General features: G+C 47.9%; 16 protein-coding genes. 12 read left to right on the plus strand and 4 right to left on the minus strand.

Annotated features, from left to right (window positions below; translation table 11 throughout):
* Nucleotides 1–7 precede the first annotated feature (7 nt).
* The 5 genes from P3C17_RS06010 (at nt 8) to P3C17_RS06030 (ending at nt 7,570) form a co-directional block, all read left to right on the plus strand.
* Nucleotides 8–3,175 carry a multidrug efflux RND transporter permease subunit gene (locus tag P3C17_RS06010; protein WP_300928558.1) on the plus strand — a complete coding sequence of 1,056 codons (3,168 nt, stop codon included), beginning with the start codon at nt 8–10 and terminating at the stop codon, nt 3,173–3,175.
* Nucleotides 3,168–4,607, plus strand: coding sequence for an efflux transporter outer membrane subunit (locus P3C17_RS06015; protein ID WP_300928559.1), 1,440 nt, complete (start codon nt 3,168–3,170; stop codon nt 4,605–4,607). Before P3C17_RS06010 ends, P3C17_RS06015 begins: the two co-directional genes overlap by 8 nt.
* Nucleotides 4,608–4,804: 197 nt before the next feature.
* Complete coding sequence (locus P3C17_RS06020) at nt 4,805–5,956, plus strand: PepSY-associated TM helix domain-containing protein (protein WP_300928560.1); 1,152 nt, start codon at nt 4,805–4,807, stop codon at nt 5,954–5,956.
* Nucleotides 5,956–6,414, plus strand: a complete 459-nt coding sequence (locus tag P3C17_RS06025) for a hypothetical protein (RefSeq protein WP_233080496.1) — start codon at nt 5,956–5,958, stop codon at nt 6,412–6,414. Before P3C17_RS06020 ends, P3C17_RS06025 begins: the two co-directional genes overlap by 1 nt.
* A 142-nt stretch (nt 6,415–6,556) precedes the next feature.
* Nucleotides 6,557–7,570 carry a prolyl oligopeptidase family serine peptidase gene (locus tag P3C17_RS06030; protein ID WP_300928561.1) on the plus strand — a complete coding sequence of 338 codons (1,014 nt, stop codon included), beginning with the start codon at nt 6,557–6,559 and terminating at the stop codon, nt 7,568–7,570.
* Here the strand turns inward: P3C17_RS06030 and P3C17_RS06035 are convergent.
* Complete coding sequence (locus tag P3C17_RS06035) at nt 7,567–8,577, minus strand: GGDEF domain-containing protein (RefSeq protein ID WP_300928562.1); 1,011 nt, start codon at nt 8,575–8,577, stop codon at nt 7,567–7,569. The genes P3C17_RS06030 and P3C17_RS06035 overlap by 4 nt on opposite strands.
* Nucleotides 8,578–8,753: 176 nt before the next feature.
* On the opposite strand from P3C17_RS06035, the gene P3C17_RS06040 reads away from it, so the two are divergent.
* From P3C17_RS06040 to P3C17_RS06070, 7 genes are all read left to right on the plus strand, one after another.
* Nucleotides 8,754–9,182 carry a nuclear transport factor 2 family protein gene (locus P3C17_RS06040; protein WP_300928563.1) on the plus strand — a complete coding sequence of 143 codons (429 nt, stop codon included), beginning with the start codon at nt 8,754–8,756 and terminating at the stop codon, nt 9,180–9,182.
* Nucleotides 9,183–9,191: 9 nt separating this feature from the next.
* A complete protein-coding gene (locus tag P3C17_RS06045) occupies nt 9,192–9,536 on the plus strand; it encodes a YciI family protein (RefSeq protein WP_300928564.1) in 345 nt (114 codons plus the stop codon).
* A 79-nt stretch (nt 9,537–9,615) separates the two neighbouring features.
* The gene (locus P3C17_RS06050; RefSeq protein ID WP_300928565.1) at nt 9,616–10,023 is read left to right on the plus strand and encodes a YciI family protein; all 408 of its coding nucleotides are present in this window, start codon (nt 9,616–9,618) and stop codon (nt 10,021–10,023) included.
* A 12-nt stretch (nt 10,024–10,035) separates the two neighbouring features.
* The gene (locus tag P3C17_RS06055; protein WP_300928566.1) at nt 10,036–11,286 is read left to right on the plus strand and encodes an RNA polymerase sigma factor; all 1,251 of its coding nucleotides are present in this window, start codon (nt 10,036–10,038) and stop codon (nt 11,284–11,286) included.
* Between the two features lie 136 nt (nt 11,287–11,422).
* The gene (locus P3C17_RS06060) at nt 11,423–13,537 is read left to right on the plus strand and encodes a RecQ family ATP-dependent DNA helicase (protein ID WP_300928567.1); all 2,115 of its coding nucleotides are present in this window, start codon (nt 11,423–11,425) and stop codon (nt 13,535–13,537) included.
* Entirely contained in the window at nt 13,534–14,763 is a 1,230-nt protein-coding gene (locus P3C17_RS06065; protein WP_300928568.1) for a DNA-processing protein DprA, read from the plus strand. The genes P3C17_RS06060 and P3C17_RS06065 overlap by 4 nt, the downstream gene beginning before the upstream one ends.
* A gap of 87 nt (nt 14,764–14,850) precedes the next feature.
* The gene (locus P3C17_RS06070) at nt 14,851–16,335 is read left to right on the plus strand and encodes an NAD-dependent succinate-semialdehyde dehydrogenase (protein WP_300928569.1); all 1,485 of its coding nucleotides are present in this window, start codon (nt 14,851–14,853) and stop codon (nt 16,333–16,335) included.
* A gap of 52 nt (nt 16,336–16,387) precedes the next feature.
* On the opposite strand, the gene P3C17_RS06075 is transcribed toward P3C17_RS06070, so the two are convergent.
* The 3 genes from P3C17_RS06075 to P3C17_RS06085 all read right to left on the minus strand — a co-directional run bounded on the left by P3C17_RS06075 (nt 16,388) and on the right by P3C17_RS06085 (nt 19,225).
* Nucleotides 16,388–16,831: an anti-virulence regulator CigR family protein gene (locus P3C17_RS06075; RefSeq protein ID WP_300928570.1), complete on the minus strand. Its 444-nt coding sequence runs from the start codon at nt 16,829–16,831 to the stop codon at nt 16,388–16,390.
* A 597-nt stretch (nt 16,832–17,428) separates the two neighbouring features.
* Nucleotides 17,429–17,929 (minus strand): hypothetical protein, encoded by a 501-nt coding sequence (locus tag P3C17_RS06080; protein ID WP_300928571.1) that lies wholly within the window; start codon nt 17,927–17,929, stop codon nt 17,429–17,431.
* Between the two features lie 285 nt (nt 17,930–18,214).
* A complete protein-coding gene (locus P3C17_RS06085) occupies nt 18,215–19,225 on the minus strand; it encodes a LacI family DNA-binding transcriptional regulator (protein WP_300928572.1) in 1,011 nt (336 codons plus the stop codon).
* Between the last annotated feature and the right edge of the window lie 8 nt (nt 19,226–19,233).

The following is a 19,233-nucleotide window of genomic DNA, read 5'->3' on the forward strand; positions in this document are numbered from 1 at the left end:
AACGGCTATGTTATCGCAATTTTTTATCAAAAGACCTATCTTTGCCGCTGTGCTGTCGCTGCTGATTTTTATCGGCGGCGCCCTGGCAGTCTGGCAACTCCCCATCACTGAATACCCTGAAGTGGTACCACCTACTGTGGTAGTGACGGCAAACTATCCGGGTGCTAACCCTAAAGTCATAGCTGAAACTGTAGCCTCGCCTTTAGAGCAGGAAATTAACGGTGTCGAAGACATGCTGTATATGTCTTCTCAGGCGACTTCTGATGGCCGTATGACCTTAACTATCACCTTCGCTATAGGCACAGATGTAGACCGTGCTCAGACGCAAGTGCAAAGCCGGGTCGACAGAGCCAGCCCTCGCCTGCCGCAGGAAGTACAACGTTTAGGTGTAGTCACTGAAAAGTCATCACCAGACTTAACCATGGTGGTGCATTTAACCTCACCGGACGACAGATACGATATGTTGTATTTGTCTAACTATGCGGCACTAAACGTCAAAGACGAATTAGCCCGCATTGACGGTGTAGGTGCTGTACGTTTATTTGGTGCCAGCGAATACAGCTTACGTATATGGCTGGATCCGAACAAAGTCTCTGCAGTAGGTTTATCACCTGCGCAAATTATTGCGTCTATTCGTGAACAAAACCAACAGGCAGCTGCTGGTTCTTTAGGTGCCCAACCTGCGGGTGACAGTGATTTCCAAATTCTGATTAACGTCAAAGGCCGTTTAACCACAGAGCAGGAATTTGCTGACATTATCGTCAAAGTCGGTGAAGACGGCGAAGTAACCCGCATCCGTGATATTGGCCGGGTGGAATTAGGCGCTCAGTCTTATGCACTGCGTTCATTACTGAACAACAAAGACGCTGTGGCTATTCCTATTTTCCAGGCTTCTGGTTCAAACGCTATTCAGATTTCTGATGATGTGCGCGCCACTATGGCTGAACTGTCCAAAGGTTTCCCTGAAGGTTTAACCTACGACATCGTCTACGACCCTACTGTATTCGTGCGTGGTTCAATTGAAGCCGTCGTAAAAACCTTGCTGGAAGCAGTGTTACTGGTGGTTTTAGTGGTGGTGTTATTCCTGCAAACCTGGCGTGCTTCTATTATTCCTTTAGTGGCCGTGCCTGTGTCCCTGGTCGGTACCTTTGCCTTTATGCACTTACTGGGCTTTTCACTGAACGCTTTATCTTTATTTGGTCTGGTATTGGCCATAGGTATAGTGGTCGATGACGCCATAGTGGTAGTCGAAAACGTCGAGCGTAATATTGCTGATGGCTTATCTCCTATGGCCGCTACGCAAAAAGCCATGAAAGAAGTGACAGGCCCTATAGTTGCAACTACCTTAGTGCTGGCCGCTGTGTTTATTCCTACGGCTTTTATGTCAGGTTTAACAGGCCAGTTTTATAAACAGTTTGCTTTAACTATCACTATATCCACCTTTATCTCGGCGCTGAACTCCTTAACCTTAAGCCCGGCTTTATCGGCACTGCTGTTAAAACCTCATGGATCTAAGCCTGATGCCTTAACCCGTGTACTGAACAAAGCTTTTGGCAGCTGGTTATTTGATCCTTTTAACCGTCTGTTTAGCAAAGCGTCCAAAGGTTATGGCCTGATGGTACGTAAGGTAATTCGTTTTGGTGGCATTATCGGTATTCTGTACATTGGCTTAGTCGGCTTAACTGCTGTGCAGTTCCAGCAAACGCCTACAGGTTATGTGCCAGGTCAGGATAAACAGTACTTAGTGGCTTTTGCTCAGTTACCAGACGCCTCTTCTTTAGATCGTACCGAAGCTGTGATTAAAGAAATGTCACGTATTGCGGCTGAACATCCTGGTGTAGCGAACTCTATCTCCTTCCCGGGCTTGTCGATCAATGGTTTCACCAACAGTCCAAGCGCAGGCATAGTCTTTGTTGGTCTGGATGACTTTAGCGAACGTGGCTCGGCTGAATTATCAGGCAACGCCATTGCCGCAGCGTTAAACCAGAAGTTCGCCGGTATTCAGGACGCCTTTATCGCCATATTCCCGCCTCCACCAGTACAAGGTTTAGGCACCATAGGAGGTTTCCGTCTGCAAATCCAGGACAGAGCCAACCTGGGTTATGAAGAACTGGCTGCTGTCACCATGCAAGTGATGCAAAAAGCCTGGGCGACGCCTGAACTGGCCGGTGTGTTCTCCAGTTATCAGGTGAATGTGCCCCAGCTGGATTTAGACGTAGACCGTACCAAAGCCAAACAACAAGGCGTGGATCTGGACGAGATATTCCAGACGCTGCAAGTCTATATGGGCTCAGCTTATGTCAACGACTTCAACCAGTTTGGCCGGACTTATCAGGTGAATGTGCAGGCTGACGAGCAATTCCGTCAAGACCCTGAACAAATCCGTCAGTTGAAAGTGCGTAATAACGCAGGTGAAATGATCCCGCTGGGTTCCTTCATCAACGTGAAACATTCAGCTGGCCCTGACCGTGTGATGCACTACAACGGTTACACCACAGCAGAAATTAACGGTGGCCCTGCCGCTGGTTACAGTACAGGCGAAGCTCAGGCTGCCATTGAAAAAATTCTGGCTGAAACCTTACCTGTCGGTATGACTTACGAGTGGACAGAACTGACCTATCAGCAAATTCTGGCAGGTAACGCTGAACTGCTGGTGTTCCCGCTGGTGATACTGCTGGTGTTTATGGTGCTGGCCGCTCAGTACGAAAGCTTAACTTTACCGCTGGCTATTATCCTGATTGTGCCTATGACTTTGTTGTCGGCCATGACAGGCGTCTGGATCTATGGTGGTGATAACAACATTTTCACTCAGATAGGTTTGATAGTACTGGTGGGGCTCGCGACGAAAAACGCCATCTTAATAGTCGAATTTGCCAAAGAGTTGCAGGACCACGGCATGAACACTATGGATGCCATTCTGGAAGCGGCCCGCTTACGTCTGCGTCCGATTTTAATGACCTCCATCGCCTTTATTATGGGTGTGGTGCCTATGGTGCTCTCAACAGGTGCCGGTGCAGAAATGCGTCAGGCCATGGGTGTAGCCGTATTCGCCGGTATGATTGGCGTCACTATCTTCGGTCTGATTTTAACACCGCTGTTTTATTACGCTCTGGCCAAACGCCGTGATCGCCAACTGGCACAGACTACTGTAACTGAGGACACTCATCATGCGTAAAACCATTCGTTTAACCGCTATCAGTATGGCATTAGCCTCACTGTTGTTTGGTTGTGCTTCAGTAGGCCCAAGCTATGCAGCACCTGTAGCAGCCAATGAGGTGCAACTGCCTGCTGAATATAAAGCAGCAGATAAAGCCCAAGACTGGTGGCAGCAGTTTAATGACCCTGTGCTTGATCAACTGATAGAAAAAGCCTTGCTGAATAACCAGACCTTAGCTGCGGCAGAAGCCAACGTAAAACGTGCTTACGCCGCCTTTGAAGACAGCGACAATGACGGCTGGCCTCGTATGGACATCACTGCCAGTCAGCAAAACAATCAGGTGCCGGACAGTGCCGCACAAAATGCCGGACAAATTCAGCGTCAGGCCAATTTAGGCGGTGCTTTAAGCTGGGATTTAGATTTATTTGGCAAACTGCGCCGCGCATCTGAAGCAGCCAATGCCAGAGCACAAGGTGCCGAACTGGCCTGGCAGGAAGCCAAAGTGCAATTGTTAGCTCAGGTCGCTGCCAGTTATGGCGACTACCGTGGGGCACAGCTGCGCCTCACAGTAGCAGAGCAAAACCTCGGAAATTTGCGCCGTACCAAGCAAATTATTCTGGCACGCCGTGATGCAGGTTTTGCGTCCGATCTGGAAATCAGCCGTATCGACGCGCAGATGTATCAGTTGCAAAGCACTCTGCCACAGTTTCAGTTTGCCAAAGCACAAGCTAACGCCACCATAGCGGCTTTAGTGGCGCAACCTGCAGAGCAGTTTGTGGTTGATGGATCTTTAGTGAAAGGTGAAAAACAAAGTCTGCCAGAACTGACAACACCTTTGTCTTTTGCCAATCAGCACAACTATTTAAAGTTCAGAACTGATGTAGCAGTAGCTGAGCGCGAACTGGCAGCCAGCACCGCAGATATAGGAGTGGCCACAGCAGAGCTCTACCCTGAAGTGTCTGTCAGTGGGTTCTTAGGTTTTATTGCCAGCCCTGGCCTGAGCCTGGGTTCGCAAAACGAAGCCTGGAGCATAGCGCCTAGTTTACGTTGGCAAGCCACAGAGCTGAGCTCTATTCAGGCCCGTATTCGCGGCGCAGAAGCATCTCAGCAAATGGCCTTTGCCCGCTTTCAGCAGACGGTGTTTGATGCCTTGGCGCAAATGCAAACTTCACTGCACGGTTACAGAACCAGCCGTGAGCAACAGTTAAGCGCGCAGCAACAAGTAGCAGCCACTGAACAAGCTGTGCAATTGACACGAGCTCAATACGAAGCAGGCACCACTGAGTTTCTGGACTTACTGGACGCCGAACGTGACTGGTTAGCAGCCCGCGATCAGCAGGCTGCACTATCGACTCAAAGCTTCCAGCGTTTAGTCTCTGTCTACCGCGCCTTTTCGGGTGGTTTAGAACTGGAGCAAGGCACTCAGCAAATAGCCTTAGTGAAAGAGTAAAGAGTTTGAAGGCTGGCTCCCTCTCCAGCCTTTGTTAAAGAGTAACTTTTTGGGCGTCCGGTTAGTCCCATTCCCAACGGACGCCCCTTTTTTCCCTCACAATCAACACCAGTCACCGCAAGACCATTGATAACTATTCTTATCCGCATTACTATTAGGCCAATTTTATTAGCTTGCTGAATAAGGCTGAACGTCCGGTGTTTAAACTCAAACAACGCTTTTGGTTTTTAGTGCACGGTTGGGTAGGTTTACCTGTCTGGCTTATTTTTTGCGCTGTGTGTTTAACGGGCACCATTGCGGTTTTTAGTCATGAACTCACCTGGCTGACCAACCCCAATGCCAGAGCAGAAAACCCACAAAACCTGCCTGTGAAACCTGCCACTGAACTGATTGCAGCGGTAAAAGCTGAAGTGCCTGACGCTGAAATTGGTACTGTGATGGTGATGGAACCTTATCTGGTCAACGCCATTGTATTTTCTACTGCCAAAGCACCCTTTGGTATTGCTTATGTCAACCAGTACACAGGCAAAGTACAAGAGCTGAACTACGGCCTGAACTTCATTACTTTTATGCGTTCGTTACATGGCTGGTTATTGTTTCCCTGGCAAAGTAGCTACAGCGTTGGCTATTACCTGGTCAGTGGTATGGCACTTTTGATGCTGGCGTCTTTAATCACAGGTTTAGTGATTTATAAGAACTTCTGGAAGTCTTTTACCCAACCCAAAGTGCGTTTAAATCAGGGCCGTAAAACCCTGCTGACCGACTTGCACCGTTTAGCTGGTGTCTGGTCGATTTGGTTTTTAGTGGTGATGAGTCTGACGGGTTTATGGTATCTGGTGCAGGCTATTTTGTGGCACAACGATGTTGAGTTTTACCACGAAACTAAAATTCTGACAGCGGCTGAAGTGCCGGCCGCAGGTCAAAAACAGACGCCACCTTATTCATTGGAAGATGCTTTGGTGATTGCCAAGCAGACTTTGCCTGAGCTGCAACCAGCCTATATTGCGATGCCAGAACATAACCGTGATTTATACCGTATTGCAGGTTCTGGTGATTCGATATTTTTTGATCAGTATTCTTATTCTGTGGCAGTGAACCCCTGGACAGGCCAGGTGACTGATGTGCATACCCCGGATCAGATGGGAGGCCTTGAAGTGCTGAGCCATATTGCCGACCCGCTGCATTACGGCACTTTAGGTGGCATTTGGACCAAAATCATCTGGTTCCTGTTTGGCTTATTATTGTCTGGTATGTCGATTACAGGTTTTATGATCTGGGGCAGTCGCACCGTCAAAGCAGCCCGGGCAGAACCCGCAGTCAGTTACAGTACTACAGAGGTAAATTCCTGATGGCACAACGTTCAGACAATTGGTGGCAACGTAATAAATTTAAGCTCAATGCTTTAGTGCTGATTTTGCCATTCTGGTTTTTATACGACTCTTTAAGTCCGGTGTTTCCGCCGTCATGGTCCACTCAAAAAGTGGGGGCTTTTGAAGTAACCCCTACCCCGTTGACGAACGACGCGCCATACCAGCATCATGGCGATTGGGTCAAAGATTTCAGCCTGCAATTCTGTGAAGGTTGCGTGGCCAATATCCGTCAGGCTTATATGGCAATAGCTGCGGAACAACCTGCCATTGAAGACTTTGCCGAAACTGATCTGAGCATTCTGCACGGCAGCTCTTTTGCCCAACATGTGCATGCCAAAGCCACAGCTATGCCTAAAGCTGGTGATAAAGTCTGGTTACTGATTGAAGACTGGCAAGGTCAGGTGCATGTAGGCTCATGGGACTGGCCTCAGTCTTAGTTTTCTTGAAAATGGGGTCAGAACACATTAGTTACGCGTAACAAATGTGTTCTGACCCCATTTTTAATTTTTGTTACAAAACCAAGCACAAATTAACCGGTTAAAGCGGTACACTTAAACAGTTCTGTTCACGAGGTCGGCCATGAAACTGTTTTGGTTCGTTTTGCTGCTTGGTTATCACGCTCAAAGCACTGCTCAGAGCTGGCCGGGTTTTGCCAAACAACAATCCTGCCTCGAACTTTACCCCACATATCAGCAACTGGTTGATGAGGTCCGCTCTTATACCCCCTGGTACAGTATGGATCACTGGTTACTGCCCTGGCTATTGCCCAAACAACAATTTGAAGTCACCCAACAGCAGCTGAATTGTGCTCAACTGGAATACCAATCTGACACTCTGTTAGTTCAGGCATGGGGTTTACAGCCTCACAGCAAAAGCACAAAAAAAAGGCCTGTGATCATTTACAACAGAGGCGGCAATGCAGCTTTAGGCAGGTTGGATTTTGTCTCTGTGTTACGCCAGTTAAGTCCTTTAGCTCAGCAAGGTTTTATTGTGCTGGCCAGCCAGTACAGAGGTTCAGTCCCTAAAGATCAACAGACCTATGGCAAGGATCAGTTTGGTGGCGCTGACGTGAATGACATTCATCAACTGATTGAGCTGGCGAAAAAACTGCCAGAGGCTGACGCTAATAATATTTTTTTATACGGCATCAGCAGAGGCGGCATTATGAGCTATCTGACAGCCAGACAACGTGATGATATTCGCGCTATGGCCATTACCGGCGCGCCCGTCGATTTAGTCACAGAACTGCCACGTCTGCCAGAAATGGAACTTATTTTCCGTAGCCTGATCCCGAACTACGATCAAAACAAACAACAGGAACTACAACAACGTTCAGTGCTGTATTGGGCAGAAGAATTACCTGCAACTTTACCCATTTTGCTGATGTATGGAGCTGAGGACCAGAGAGTGCACCCGGACAATTCACAACGGCTGGCGGCTAAGCTGACAGAGCTGCAACGCCCGGTAAAATTAATTGAATTTACCGATGCGGACCACTTATTAACAGACTACAAAGAGCAAGAACGTGAGGCTATGCTGCAGTGGTTTCGCCAGCACCAGCAAACTGAGCAAAAAGTAGTCACAGCTCCTTAACCTGCAATCTCAACTCTGTTTCGTCCTAACTCTTTGGCTTTATATAAAGCTTGATCTGCGCGTTGTAACAACTGATCCAACGGGCTTTCCACTGAACTTGCAATACCTATACTTAAACTGCTTTCTAAACCTGATTGCTGCATCTGCTGTTTAAATTCATGCTGTACCCGCTCTGCCAAATGCAATAAACCTTGTGCATCTGTATCCGCAGCAGCCAATACAAATTCATCGCCGCCTAAACGACAGGCAATATCACTTTGTCTGGCCACCGCCGCCAACACATTGGCTAAATGTTGCAATGCCTGATCGCCGGTTTCATGGCCATGCAGATCATTCAGCTGCTTAAACTCGTCAATATCAATCATCATCAAGGCTAAAGCAGTGTCCTGAGTTTCTGACTGAAGCTGGTATTGTTCAAATTTGGTTTGAAAAGCCCGGCGGTTATCCAGGCCTGTTAACTCGTCGGTATGAGCCAGATTTTCCATTTGCTGTGCCTGTTGGTACAGCTTATCTATGGTTTTTTCTGCCACTTTGACCTTTTTTTGTTGCAGTTGCATCTGTTGGTCCAATGCCATCTGGTAAGCGATTGCATCTGCAATCAGCTTCAGGCTGATTAACGTATGGTCTTTAATAACCACAAGGTTGTTACTGGCACCACACAAAGTACCTATGGTTTTACCTTCAGATAACACTGGCAAAGCAAAAAAACTTTGCATCCCCAAAGCCACACCTGCAGATCCGGGAAATAGCTCTGGCACTGCATCTGACTGCTCCAGTTTTGCATCAAATAACAAGCGGCACATTGAATCTGACCAGTTCACTACACTCCCCTCCAGCACTGGGACACTGGGTTGCCCTTCAACCAGCACCACTTGCTGGGTCAGAGCTTTCCAGTCAATACGGGTTAAAAATGTGGTATCTAAACCTGTTAAATGCTGCACCAATTGCAACAAAGGTCGGGCTGCTTGTTCAAGAGCTACACTGGTATAAAGTTGACGTTGCGGCATAACGACTCTGATGGGCTGCAAGATGTAATATCCCTTGTAGCACTGTTTTCTCCCTGATGTGAGATTAGTACGTCGTTTTAGCTGTGTTGGAGCAAATAAAAATTATTTTTTTCAGGCTGTCGAATTCATTCAGGTCAAGCCGACTACTCAGTGAATCAACCTAAGGAGAACTCAACATGACTCAATCCATTCAACAGTTATCCCAACAATGGGCCAGTGCAGTAGCCAGCCAGTCGATGGAACAGATCATGGCTTTTTACGCCGACGAGCTGATTGCCTATGACGCTGTCGCTCAATTGCAGTTTATTGGTAAAACCGCCTACAAAAGCCATTGGCAACACTGTATGGAATTTTGCCCTGGTGGCCATTCTAAGTTTGAACTGCGCGATTTAAACATTCAGCAAAACGACCAACTGGCATTCAGTCATGCACTGGTGTACTGCGAAGGCAGCAATGAAAAAGGCGAAACTCAGGGCTGCTGGATGCGCCTGACCCAAGGCTGGCAGATGCAACAAGGCCAGTGGCGTATTATTCATGACCATTTTTCTGTGCCTTTTGATATGGTATCTGGCGCCGTATTATTTGAACTGACACCAGATGCTTAAGGAGCAGCTATGAAATATTTATGTTTAGTCTACAGCGATGAAAAGCTGCTGCACTCCTTGCCCGATAGTCCAAAAGATGAGGAATGTTTTGCTTATGCCGCTGCGGTACAAAACAGTGGCCGTATGCTGGCCGCCGAAGCGCTGCAGCCTATAGATACAGCCACCACCGTGCGGGTTCGCGCTGGTAAAACCTTATTAACCGATGGTCCTTTTGCCGAAACCAAAGAACAACTGGCTGGTTTTTATCTGGTGGAAGCCAAAGATTTAAACGAAGCGATACAGCTTGCTGCTGGTATTCCGGCAGCCCGGGTTGGTTCTGTTGAAGTACGTCCTATACGGCAACTGGAGGTGTAAAATATGGAGTTTATGCTACTGATGCCAACAGCGATAACCAGCCGAAGTTCGGTACCACCACGTCAGTTGGAGGTGTAGCATGCGCTTTATGTTACTGATGATCCCTAAAGGCTATGAAAGCGCAGCACCTGGCGCTATGCCTGAAGCCGCAGCTGTAGAGGCCATGATGGAGTACAACAGAAAACTGCAGGACGCTGGCATTTTGATCAGCTGTGAAGGGCTACATCCGCCGTCTATGGGCGCTCGTGTCAGCTTCAGCGCAGGCAAGCCGCTGGTCACAGACGGTCCTTTTACTGAAACCAAAGAAGTGCTGGGTGGTTATTGGATGATTAAAGTGAAGTCCAAAGCCGAAGCCATTCGCTGGGCCAGCTTATGCCCGGCCGGCGATAACGAAGTAATTGAAGTGCGACAAGTTCAGGATATGGAAGATTTCCCTGAAGATATACAGCAGATTGCCGCTGACTTCGCCACGATGCAAAGCTCTTGAGTTCTTGAACTTTTGAACCAGATTGTCACTGCCGAAACTATCTCGGCTTTATACCAACAAGAAAGCCGCAGGGTGCTGGCCACCCTGATCCGGCTCTTGGGTGATTTTGAACTGGCTGAAGAAGCACTGCAGGAGGCTTTTACCTGCGCTTTGCAGCAGTGGCCCGTTGACGGATTACCAGAACAACCCCGAGCCTGGCTGGTTTCCACAGGGCGATTTAAAGCCATAGATAAAATTCGCCAGCAGCAAACCCAGCGTAAATATCAACAGCAATGGCTTGCTGAACAAGATGAAGACATCGAAGCTTTTCAGGCCGATGAAGCAAATCATCAAAGCTGGCAAGACGATGAGCTGCGATTGATATTTACCTGCTGCCACCCGGCTTTATCCACCGAAGCCCAAATTGCCTTAACCCTGCGGGAAATTTGTGGCTTAACCACAGAGCAAATTGCCAAAGCTTTTTTAACCAGCCCAGTCACCATCATAGCCCAACGTATAGTCAGGGCGAAAAACAAAATCCGTGATGCCGCTATCCCTTATGAAATTCCCGCTGCAGAGCAATTACCACAAAGGCTGGATGCAGTGCTAAAAGTCATTTATTTACTGTTTAACGAAGGCTATAGCCAAAGTTCAGGCGACCAGCTGTTGTGTGCAGAGCTTTCAGCTCAGGCGATACGGCTTGGTTATTTATTGCTGGAGTTACAACCCGACACTGAAACCATGGGTTTACTGGCCTTGTTGTTATTGCAGGAATCAAGGCGATCTGCCCGCATCGACCAACAAGGTGATCTGATTTTACTGGCCGATCAGAACAGAAGCTTGTGGGATCAGGTGTTGATCGAACAAGGGGTTCAACTGGTCGAACGCTCTTTAACAGGTCGTCGTATTGGTCCTTATGGCTTGCAGGCCGCCATAGCTGCACTGCATGCCGAAAGCCCTTCAGCCACTGATACCGACTGGCCACAAATTGTTGCTTTGTATGATCTGTTGTATCGTTTTGAAGCCTCGCCAGTGGTGCTGTTAAACAGAGCTGTAGCCATCAGTCTGGCGCAAGGCCCGGCTGCGGCATTACCACTCTTACAGGCGCTGGAACAAAGTGGCGAATTATCACAGTATCACCTGCTCGACGCCGCTTTAGCCGATATACACCAAAAACTGGGGCTGACCCAACAAGCCCGCTTTTACTACCAGCAAGCGCTCAACAAAACCAGCCAACAGGCAGAACAGCGGTTTTTGCAAAAGCGTTTAGAGAGCCTTAGTTAACCCCGATATTTAAATCAATACTTTCGCCTTCAGCAGCTATAGCTTGCTATAGTTATTAACCATTCGATAACAATTACCTATTTGACCATCTCAGGGGCAACTCTGGAGTAACGTCAACTGAGTCAAAGGATTGATCATGAACAGACAACACGCAGAACTTTTACTGAAAACTGCGTTGGCAAATCCGGCAGCTCAGTTTCGCGATGGTCAATGGCAAGCTATTGATGCTTTGGTGAACCAAGGCCAAAAACTCTTAGTGGTGCAACGTACTGGCTGGGGCAAAAGTTCGGTTTATTTTATCAGTACAAAAATATTCCGTGACCGCAACATGGGGCCGACCATCATCGTATCCCCTTTGCTGGCGCTTATGCGTAACCAGATAGAATCGGCACAACGATTGGGTCTGGTCGCTGAAACCATGAATTCCACCAATGTTGAAGACTGGCGCTCTGTCACAGCCCGTGTGCTGGCTGATCAGGTGGATTGTTTACTGATTTCTCCAGAGCGCTTAGCAAACGACAGTTTTATTGAAACCGTGTTAACCCCCATTGCAGATCGTATTGCCTTGATGGTGATTGATGAAGCTCATTGTATATCCGATTGGGGACATGATTTTCGCCCTGACTACCGCCGTATCGTCAATATCTTACGCCAGTTGCCAGCTCATACGCCTGTGCTTGGCACTACCGCCACGGCCAATAACAGAGTAGTGGCAGATATTCAGTCTCAGTTGGGTGATATTCAAATTCAGCGTGGACAGCTCAACAGAGAAAGCCTGGCCCTGCAGACGATGTGGATGCCTGATCAGGCATCACGCCTGGCCTGGCTGGCACAAGTGATCCCGACATTGCCAGGCACTGGTATTGTGTACACTTTAACCATCAGAGACGCTGAGCAGGTAGCATTGTGGCTCAGTCAAAATGGCATCGACGCCAAAGCCTACCATGGCAGCATCGAAGCCGAAGGTTTTGCCAACAGTAACTTGTATCGCCAACAGCTGGAAGAACAACTGCTTCGTAATCAGCTAAAGGTGCTGGTGGCCACCAACGCTTTGGGTATGGGCTACGACAAACCAGATTTGAGTTTTGTTATTCACTATCAGGCTCCTGGATCTATAGTGGCTTATTATCAACAAGTGGGCCGTGCTGGCAGAGGCATAGCCAGTGCCGTAGGTGTGCTGATGTCAGGTGGTGAAGATCAGGATATCCACGAGTTTTTCCGCCACTCAGCTTTTCCTGGTGAAGCCCAGGTCAATGATATTCTGTACGCTTTAACAACAAGTGATGGTTTGACTATCCGGGCTCTTGAAGAACAAACCAATCTGCGGCAATCGCAAATTGAAAAAGTATTGAAGTTACTCAGCGTGGAAAACCCAGCTCCGGTGATCAAAATAGGCAGTCTGTGGCGCAGAACTGCTGTTGGTTATGCAATGGATCATGCCCGAATGCTGCACTTAACAGAGCAACGTGAACAGGAATGGCAACAAGTGCAAAGTTATCTGACCGACCCGGGCTGCAAAATGAATTACCTGCGTACAGCTCTGGATGACTCCTATTCTGAGCCTTGTGGCAAATGCAGTTCTTGTCTTGGCTATCCTGTGATCAACATGGCACCAGATAGCCAACTTGCACACCAGGCTGGTATTTTCCTGAAACAAGCAGAGATTGTATTCAAGCCGAGGAAACAAGTTGCGCCCTCTAAGGCTGACACAGCACGAGCTTTTCCAACCTATCAATTTCCACGCTTATTCGGCGAACTCGCCGCAGAAGAAGGCCGGGTTTTATCCAGATGGAATGATGCGGGCTGGGGGAAAACAGTAGCAGCAGGAAAATATGGCGGACACTTTAGCAACGAACTGGTTCAGGCCATGGCTGATATGTTCCTGTTGCGCTGGCAACCACAGCCTGCTCCTGCCTGGATTTGTGCAGTCCCTTCATTGCGACATCCGAATTTAGTGCCGGATTTTGCATCCAGACTGGCGAAACAATTACAGCTACCGTTTTTCAATGTGGTGGACAAAGTGAAAAACAATCAGCCACAAAAGGGACAGCAAAATAGTTTTCACCAATGCCGTAATCTTGATGGTGCTTTTGTAGTTCATCAACCCATACCAAATGGCCCTGTGCTTTTGATCGATGATATAGTGGACTCAGGCTGGACACTGACAGTGATCGCAGCATTACTCAGACAACATGGCTGTGGGCCTGTTTACCCCGCAGCCTTAGCTTCGACTTCGGTACATGATTCATGAATTTAACCAGTGCAGCCCAGGCCATTTTGTTGCTCACTTGCTACTTTGGCAAAGCCAGTAATGAGAGTGTAAAACCATTAAGCAATGGTGAATGGGGACGTTTTGCCTTATGGCTAAAAGACAACATGCTATCCCCGGCCGATTTGCTGGTGGCAGACCCATCCCCCTTGTTAGCAAGCTGGCATGATAACCGCGTCACTACCGAACGTATTTTGCAGTTATTAGGCAGAGGTCATAGTCTGGCACTGGCGATGGAGAAATGGCACAGAGCAGGTTTATGGGTGCTGACTCGTTCAGACTCTGATTATCCAAAACGCCTCAAAACCAGGCTAAAAAATGACAGCCCTCCTGTGCTCTTTGGCTGTGGTAACAAAGAGTTACTTCATAGTGGCGGCTTAGCTGTGGTGGGTTCACGTAATGCGGTGCAAAGCGATCTGTTGTTTACCCAACAGGTTGCAGCCAAAGCTGCAGCAGAAGCAGTGACTGTGGTATCAGGTGGCGCACGTGGTGTAGATGAAGCAGCTATGCTTGGTGCGCTCAGTCAGGGTGGTACAGTGATAGGTGTGATGGCAGATAGCTTGCTTCAAGCTGCAACCAGTGCCAAATGGCGTCAGGCTCTGATGGATGGCAAGTTGGTACTGGTCTCGCCTTTTTATCCCGAAGCTGGCTTTCACGCCGGCAATGCGATGGCAAGGAATAAGTATATTTATTGCCTGGCCGACAGTGCCTTAGTTGTCCATTCAGGCCCAAAAGGCGGCACCTTAAATGGCGCCGAAGAAAACCTGAAACACCAGTGGGTGCCACTCTGGGTAAAACCTACGACAGACTCAGAGGCAACAAACACTCTGTTAGTGACAAAAGGTGGCCACTGGTGCTTGCCTGATAGTCAGTCTTTTAGCACTGATATGCTGTTCTCTTCACCAGTACACCCAGCAATGGAACACAGGTGTCAGGAAGAACAGCAGCAATTATTTTCGCCTGCTGATACAACAGAACCACAAGTGGTCGGCACAACGGAACAACTTGCTGTCACTGATTTTTATAAATTTTTTGTGATTTCGTTATCAAAGCTGGCTGCGCATCCTGTTACAGCAGAAGAACTTTCTGCCCGAACTTTGTTACATCCGTCCCAGCTTCATGACTGGTTAAAGCGTGCAGTGGATGACAAGCAGCTGATCCAGCTGCAAAACCCTATGCGTTATCAGTATATGAAAAACAACAGATAGTTCAGGGCAGAAGACTGTGGCAACCTGATGTCAGTAGCCTGTTTTCAGGCTACACTGGCAGTGCCAAAACAGACGTGAGCTAAGCCCATGACAAACCAGACAAATAGCGAGTTCTCAATCCTCAAAGACAGCGCTTTGGTGCATCACAGTAGCTATATAGCCGGACAATTCCAAAGTGGCCGCAGTGGCCATTTTGCTGTGCATAATCCTGCTGATGGCAGCTTGCTGGCCTTAGTCGCTGAAGCAGGAGCCACAGAAGCGGAACAAGCAGTCTCGGCAGCCGCTGCGGCTTTTCCTGCCTGGTCTGGTCTAACGGCTGCTGAACGTTCTGCCAAGCTAATGCGCTGGAGTCAGTTGATGTTGGAGCATCAGCAAGACTTAGCCCGTATCTTAACTTTGGAGCAAGGCAAACCCTTAGATGAAGCGGCGGGCGAAATCAGCTATGGCGCTTCTTTTGTCAGTTGGTTTGCTGAAGAAGCCAAACGCATGAATGGCGATATTATTCCGGCCGCTAAAGCGAATCAGCAAATTCTGGTGCTAAAACAAGCCATAGGAGTAGTGGCTGCCATTACGCCATGGAATTTCCCTAATGCGATGATTTTACGTAAAGCTGCAGCGGCTTTGGCCGCAGGTTGCACTTTTGTGGTCAAACCTGCAGAGCTAACCCCTTTATCTGCTTTGGCTTTAGCTGAACTCGCCAGCCGTGCTGGTATTCCGGCTGGTGTTTTTAATGTGGTCACAGGCACAGATGCCAAAGCTATAGGTCAGGTACTGACTAAAGACAGCCGTGTGGCTAAATTCAGTTTTACCGGCTCAACCCCTGTCGGCAAAACTTTACTGGCTCAATGCGCTTCTACCGTAAAAAAAGTCTCAATGGAGTTGGGTGGCAATGCGCCTTTTATTGTATTTGACGATGCCGATTTAACCGCTGCAGTGCAGGGGCTATTGGCCGCTAAATTCCGCAATGCCGGTCAAACCTGTGTTTGTGTCAATCGAGTTTTTGTGCAGCGTCCTGTGTACGATGCCTTTTTAGCTTTGTTAATTAAAGCCACAGCACCGCTAAAACTAGCCTCTGGTTTGGAAGCTGGTTGCCAGATAGGACCACTGATTAACCAGGCTGCCGTGGATAAAATAACCCGCTTGTTGGATCAGGCACTGGATCAGGGCGCAGAACTGCTGTTAGGCGGCGCTATTGATGCCGACTTAGGTCCATTGTTTTTCCAGCCCACTATAGTCACAGACGTCACTCCCGGTATGCAAATCAGCCAAACCGAGATTTTTGGTCCTGTGCTTTGTATCAGTCTGTTTGATACTGAGCAAGAAGTGATAGAGCTTGCTAACAATACGCCCACAGGCCTTGCCAGCTACTTTTACAGCCGTGATATAGGCCGGATTTTTCGTGTCGCTAAAGCACTGGACTACGGCATGATTGGTGTGAACGAAGGTTTAATTTCCAATGCCGCCGCGCCTTTTGGTGGTGTCAAAGAGTCAGGTTTAGGCCGCGAAGGTTCCAGTTATGGGCTGGATGATTTTACCGAATTGAAATATATCTGCTTGGGCGGTTTGAGCTGAGTGGTTAAAACTAAAAGCCCGGTATCACATCCGGGCTTTTAGTTAAATTAAATCAGTTTAGTACATCAATCAGTATGTCCGTGATCACAGCTGTGGCAATAGAGACTAATACTATATCTGTGCCAACCACTTGCCATTCATAACCTGGATGTTGTGGCAGTTCAGCGACCATAGCCGTAGGTACAGACTTCTTCGCAATACCTGGTGGCAGAGGTTTTCCTTTGGCCAGGTTCTTACGAATACCTGGTGGCAAAGCACTTTGGCCTGTCAGCTGATATCGCGTTGCCAAAACCCGCGCATCGGCCACACTAATGCCTGCACTGACGCTGAAGTCAGCCGGATCAAGTTCAGTGACCTTATCTTTACCCTGATGTTTTACCTGTTTTTCAACCGTTTTGGCTTTATGTTTATGGTCTTGTTTATTATCAGCTGCCATCACCTGCTGTGTTAATAAGGGCGCTATTAAAGCAACCCACAATGTAGTTCGTGCATTCATGTTGTTTGGCCTTAAGATTCAGTTGTTCTTTAGCATAGTCGCCAAAGCTGGATGGCGGCTGAATGGATTTGGAAAGAGCTGTAGGTTGTAATCGCCGCGCAGCGGCATTACAACAAAACCTGCAACAACAAAAAGTATAAGGCCATGAGTTAAAAGCATTTATCCTTTTCTATAATTCACTGAAGAGTAAAAAACGGAAATAACGCAAACCGCAAAACCTGACTCTGAGGGATTTTTGCTGGCTGGGTTGGAATGATTTTTTATGGTTCAAGTAAGACTTTTAATTCAAAGCGTTTCGCCTTTGGCGAGATACTTTCTTTTGCTTCGCCAAAAGACAAGTATCCAAAGAAAAGGCGACCCCAGGTCGCAGCGAAAGCCCGGCCCAAAATCGTGCGTCCAAGGCGGCTGGGTAACTCGCTCGTCGCTACCGCTCCTCACTCAGACACTCCCAGCCTTAAAACCTTGGCCACCCAATTTTGTCCGGCTCGCGCCCCAATGGGGATTTGGTGCCAGTAGTTGGAATGGTCTCTATAGTTGGTTGAAAAAAACAAAAAGTAAACATTGCGCACAATGCAAAACCTGACCCTAAAGGGTTTTTCATTTACAGCACTTTTTTCTTAGCTTACTTGAACCACAAAAACACTGGTCATTTTTGGATGTAACTTCTTGCGCTAGTTTTTCTAATTTTGAATATGCGAGAGCTCGTTTGAAGTTAAATTCATTGGCATCTTGTGGAGTCATTAACCCGTTTCCAGACAAATGCCAATCCCCAATTTCTGCCTCCAGATCTAATAACTCTTGAACAAGCGCATGCTCTTTCAATGCGATATGTTTAATCGGCATACGTTCATTTTTGATTAAATTAGGAATTGTCGGGTCAGGGAGAAACTTAATCTTTTTAGCGTTCAACGCTGATGGAGAGACGCAGACTAAATTACCATCTGTTTTTTGAACCACGACATGAGCGCTAAGTCTTAAAACCAAATTGCCCCAGATGGATGTAATCCAACCGAACATCATTGATCCATCATTACTTTCTAAATATCTCTTCACGTTGTTAAAACAATAATCCGACTGTGAATACAGTTCAGGTTGCACAGGTACATCCACGACGTTCTTTAGCCCCAACTTTGCCATTGCACTTGCTGGAATTATTTTAGGTTCGAATGACTTGTACTTTGATATCATCTTATGACTATCCAATTTATTTTAACAATCCATTCTCAAGGACAGCACGCCTGTAAGTCGAATGTCTTCCACCGTCGTCCGTCACTTTCACTCAAACCAAGCTAACGCTGCTGTACCTCTAATTCAACAAATTTTTCTGAAGAACCGACAAAACCGCACAGCCAATAAAAAACTACCAGCCCCTTTCAATTCCCCCTAACTTTCTGGCGCATCTGCCACTGAATCCCTTTCCACCAACTGCGGTATAAATAAATGTGTGCGGTGTTCTGGTTCTATGCTGGTGTCGCTGAGTTGTATTGCCAGTTTGGTGGCGTAGCTGGCCATTTCTTCGACTGGGTAATGCATAGTGGTTAAACGGGGACGGCAGGCGCGGCTTACTATTAAGTCGTCAAAACCTATAACGGACACATCTTCAGGCACACGCAGGCCTGCGGCAAATAAGGCGTGAATAGCGCCTATCGCCATTAAGTCGTTGTAGGCCAAGAGCGCGGTGAATTTAATGCCTTTATTCAGTAAGGCCTGCACTGCCTGTTCGCCACCTTCCATATTGGCGGTGGATTCTTCAATAGCAGCTTCGGCTAAGTGCAAACCAGCCAGTTTTAGCGATTCACGAATGCCCTGCAAGCGAAAACCCGGGTCGCCGTTTTGGTAAATACTGGTGATCACCGCAAAGTTTTTATGGCCTCTATTGATTAAATAGTCTGTCGCCTGACGCGCGCCAGCCACGTTATCCAACCAGACACAGCGATTAGCGATAGCGGGCATATAGCGGTTGATCAGCACCAGCCCGGGGATTTCTTTTGCCAGCTTTAATAAGGTTTTTTCGTCTGAGTATTCGCTGTGCAGAATAATGGCCTGACAGTTGTGATCCCTAAGCGAATCAATAGCTTCCTGCTCCGACTTAGTCTCGTATAACGAGTTACTCATCAGAAGTTTGTAGTTGTTTTCCCGCGCGCCTTTTTCGACACCACTGGCCAGGCTGCCAAAAAATGGCATCGACAGTTTAGGTGTGACCACCCCCAGCGTATTGGTGGTTTTGCTGACCAAAGCCCTGGCATTGCTGTTCGGTCTGTAGCCTAATTCGGCAATGACCTTTTTCACCCGCGCACGACAGGCTTCGCCCACCTGATGACCGTCGTGGATCACCCGGGACACCGTAGCTATAGACACCCCAGCTACTTTTGCTACATCTTTGATTGTGACCATAATTTTTT

Origin of the sequence: Rheinheimera sp. 1928-s (assembly GCF_029269265.1) — a bacterium.
Taxonomy (GTDB): domain Bacteria; phylum Pseudomonadota; class Gammaproteobacteria; order Enterobacterales; family Alteromonadaceae; genus Pararheinheimera.

Bases quoted from the DNA above. Each gene is read 5' to 3' on its own strand.
- P3C17_RS06010 (WP_300928558.1), top strand. From the start codon at position 8: ATGTTATCGCAATTTTTTATCAAAAGACCTATCTTTGCCGCTGTGCTG.
- P3C17_RS06015 (WP_300928559.1), top strand. From the start codon at position 3,168: ATGCGTAAAACCATTCGTTTAACCGCTATCAGTATGGCATTAGCCTCA.
- P3C17_RS06025 (WP_233080496.1), top strand. From the start codon at position 5,956: ATGGCACAACGTTCAGACAATTGGTGGCAACGTAATAAATTTAAGCTC.
- P3C17_RS06030 (WP_300928561.1), top strand. From the start codon at position 6,557: ATGAAACTGTTTTGGTTCGTTTTGCTGCTTGGTTATCACGCTCAAAGC.
- P3C17_RS06035 (WP_300928562.1), bottom strand. From the start codon at position 8,577: ATGCCGCAACGTCAACTTTATACCAGTGTAGCTCTTGAACAAGCAGCC.
- P3C17_RS06040 (WP_300928563.1), top strand. From the start codon at position 8,754: ATGACTCAATCCATTCAACAGTTATCCCAACAATGGGCCAGTGCAGTA.
- P3C17_RS06045 (WP_300928564.1), top strand. From the start codon at position 9,192: ATGAAATATTTATGTTTAGTCTACAGCGATGAAAAGCTGCTGCACTCC.
- P3C17_RS06050 (WP_300928565.1), top strand. From the start codon at position 9,616: ATGCGCTTTATGTTACTGATGATCCCTAAAGGCTATGAAAGCGCAGCA.
- P3C17_RS06060 (WP_300928567.1), top strand. From the start codon at position 11,423: ATGAACAGACAACACGCAGAACTTTTACTGAAAACTGCGTTGGCAAAT.
- P3C17_RS06065 (WP_300928568.1), top strand. From the start codon at position 13,534: ATGAATTTAACCAGTGCAGCCCAGGCCATTTTGTTGCTCACTTGCTAC.
- P3C17_RS06070 (WP_300928569.1), top strand. From the start codon at position 14,851: ATGACAAACCAGACAAATAGCGAGTTCTCAATCCTCAAAGACAGCGCT.
- P3C17_RS06075 (WP_300928570.1), bottom strand. From the start codon at position 16,831: ATGAATGCACGAACTACATTGTGGGTTGCTTTAATAGCGCCCTTATTA.
- P3C17_RS06085 (WP_300928572.1), bottom strand. From the start codon at position 19,225: ATGGTCACAATCAAAGATGTAGCAAAAGTAGCTGGGGTGTCTATAGCT.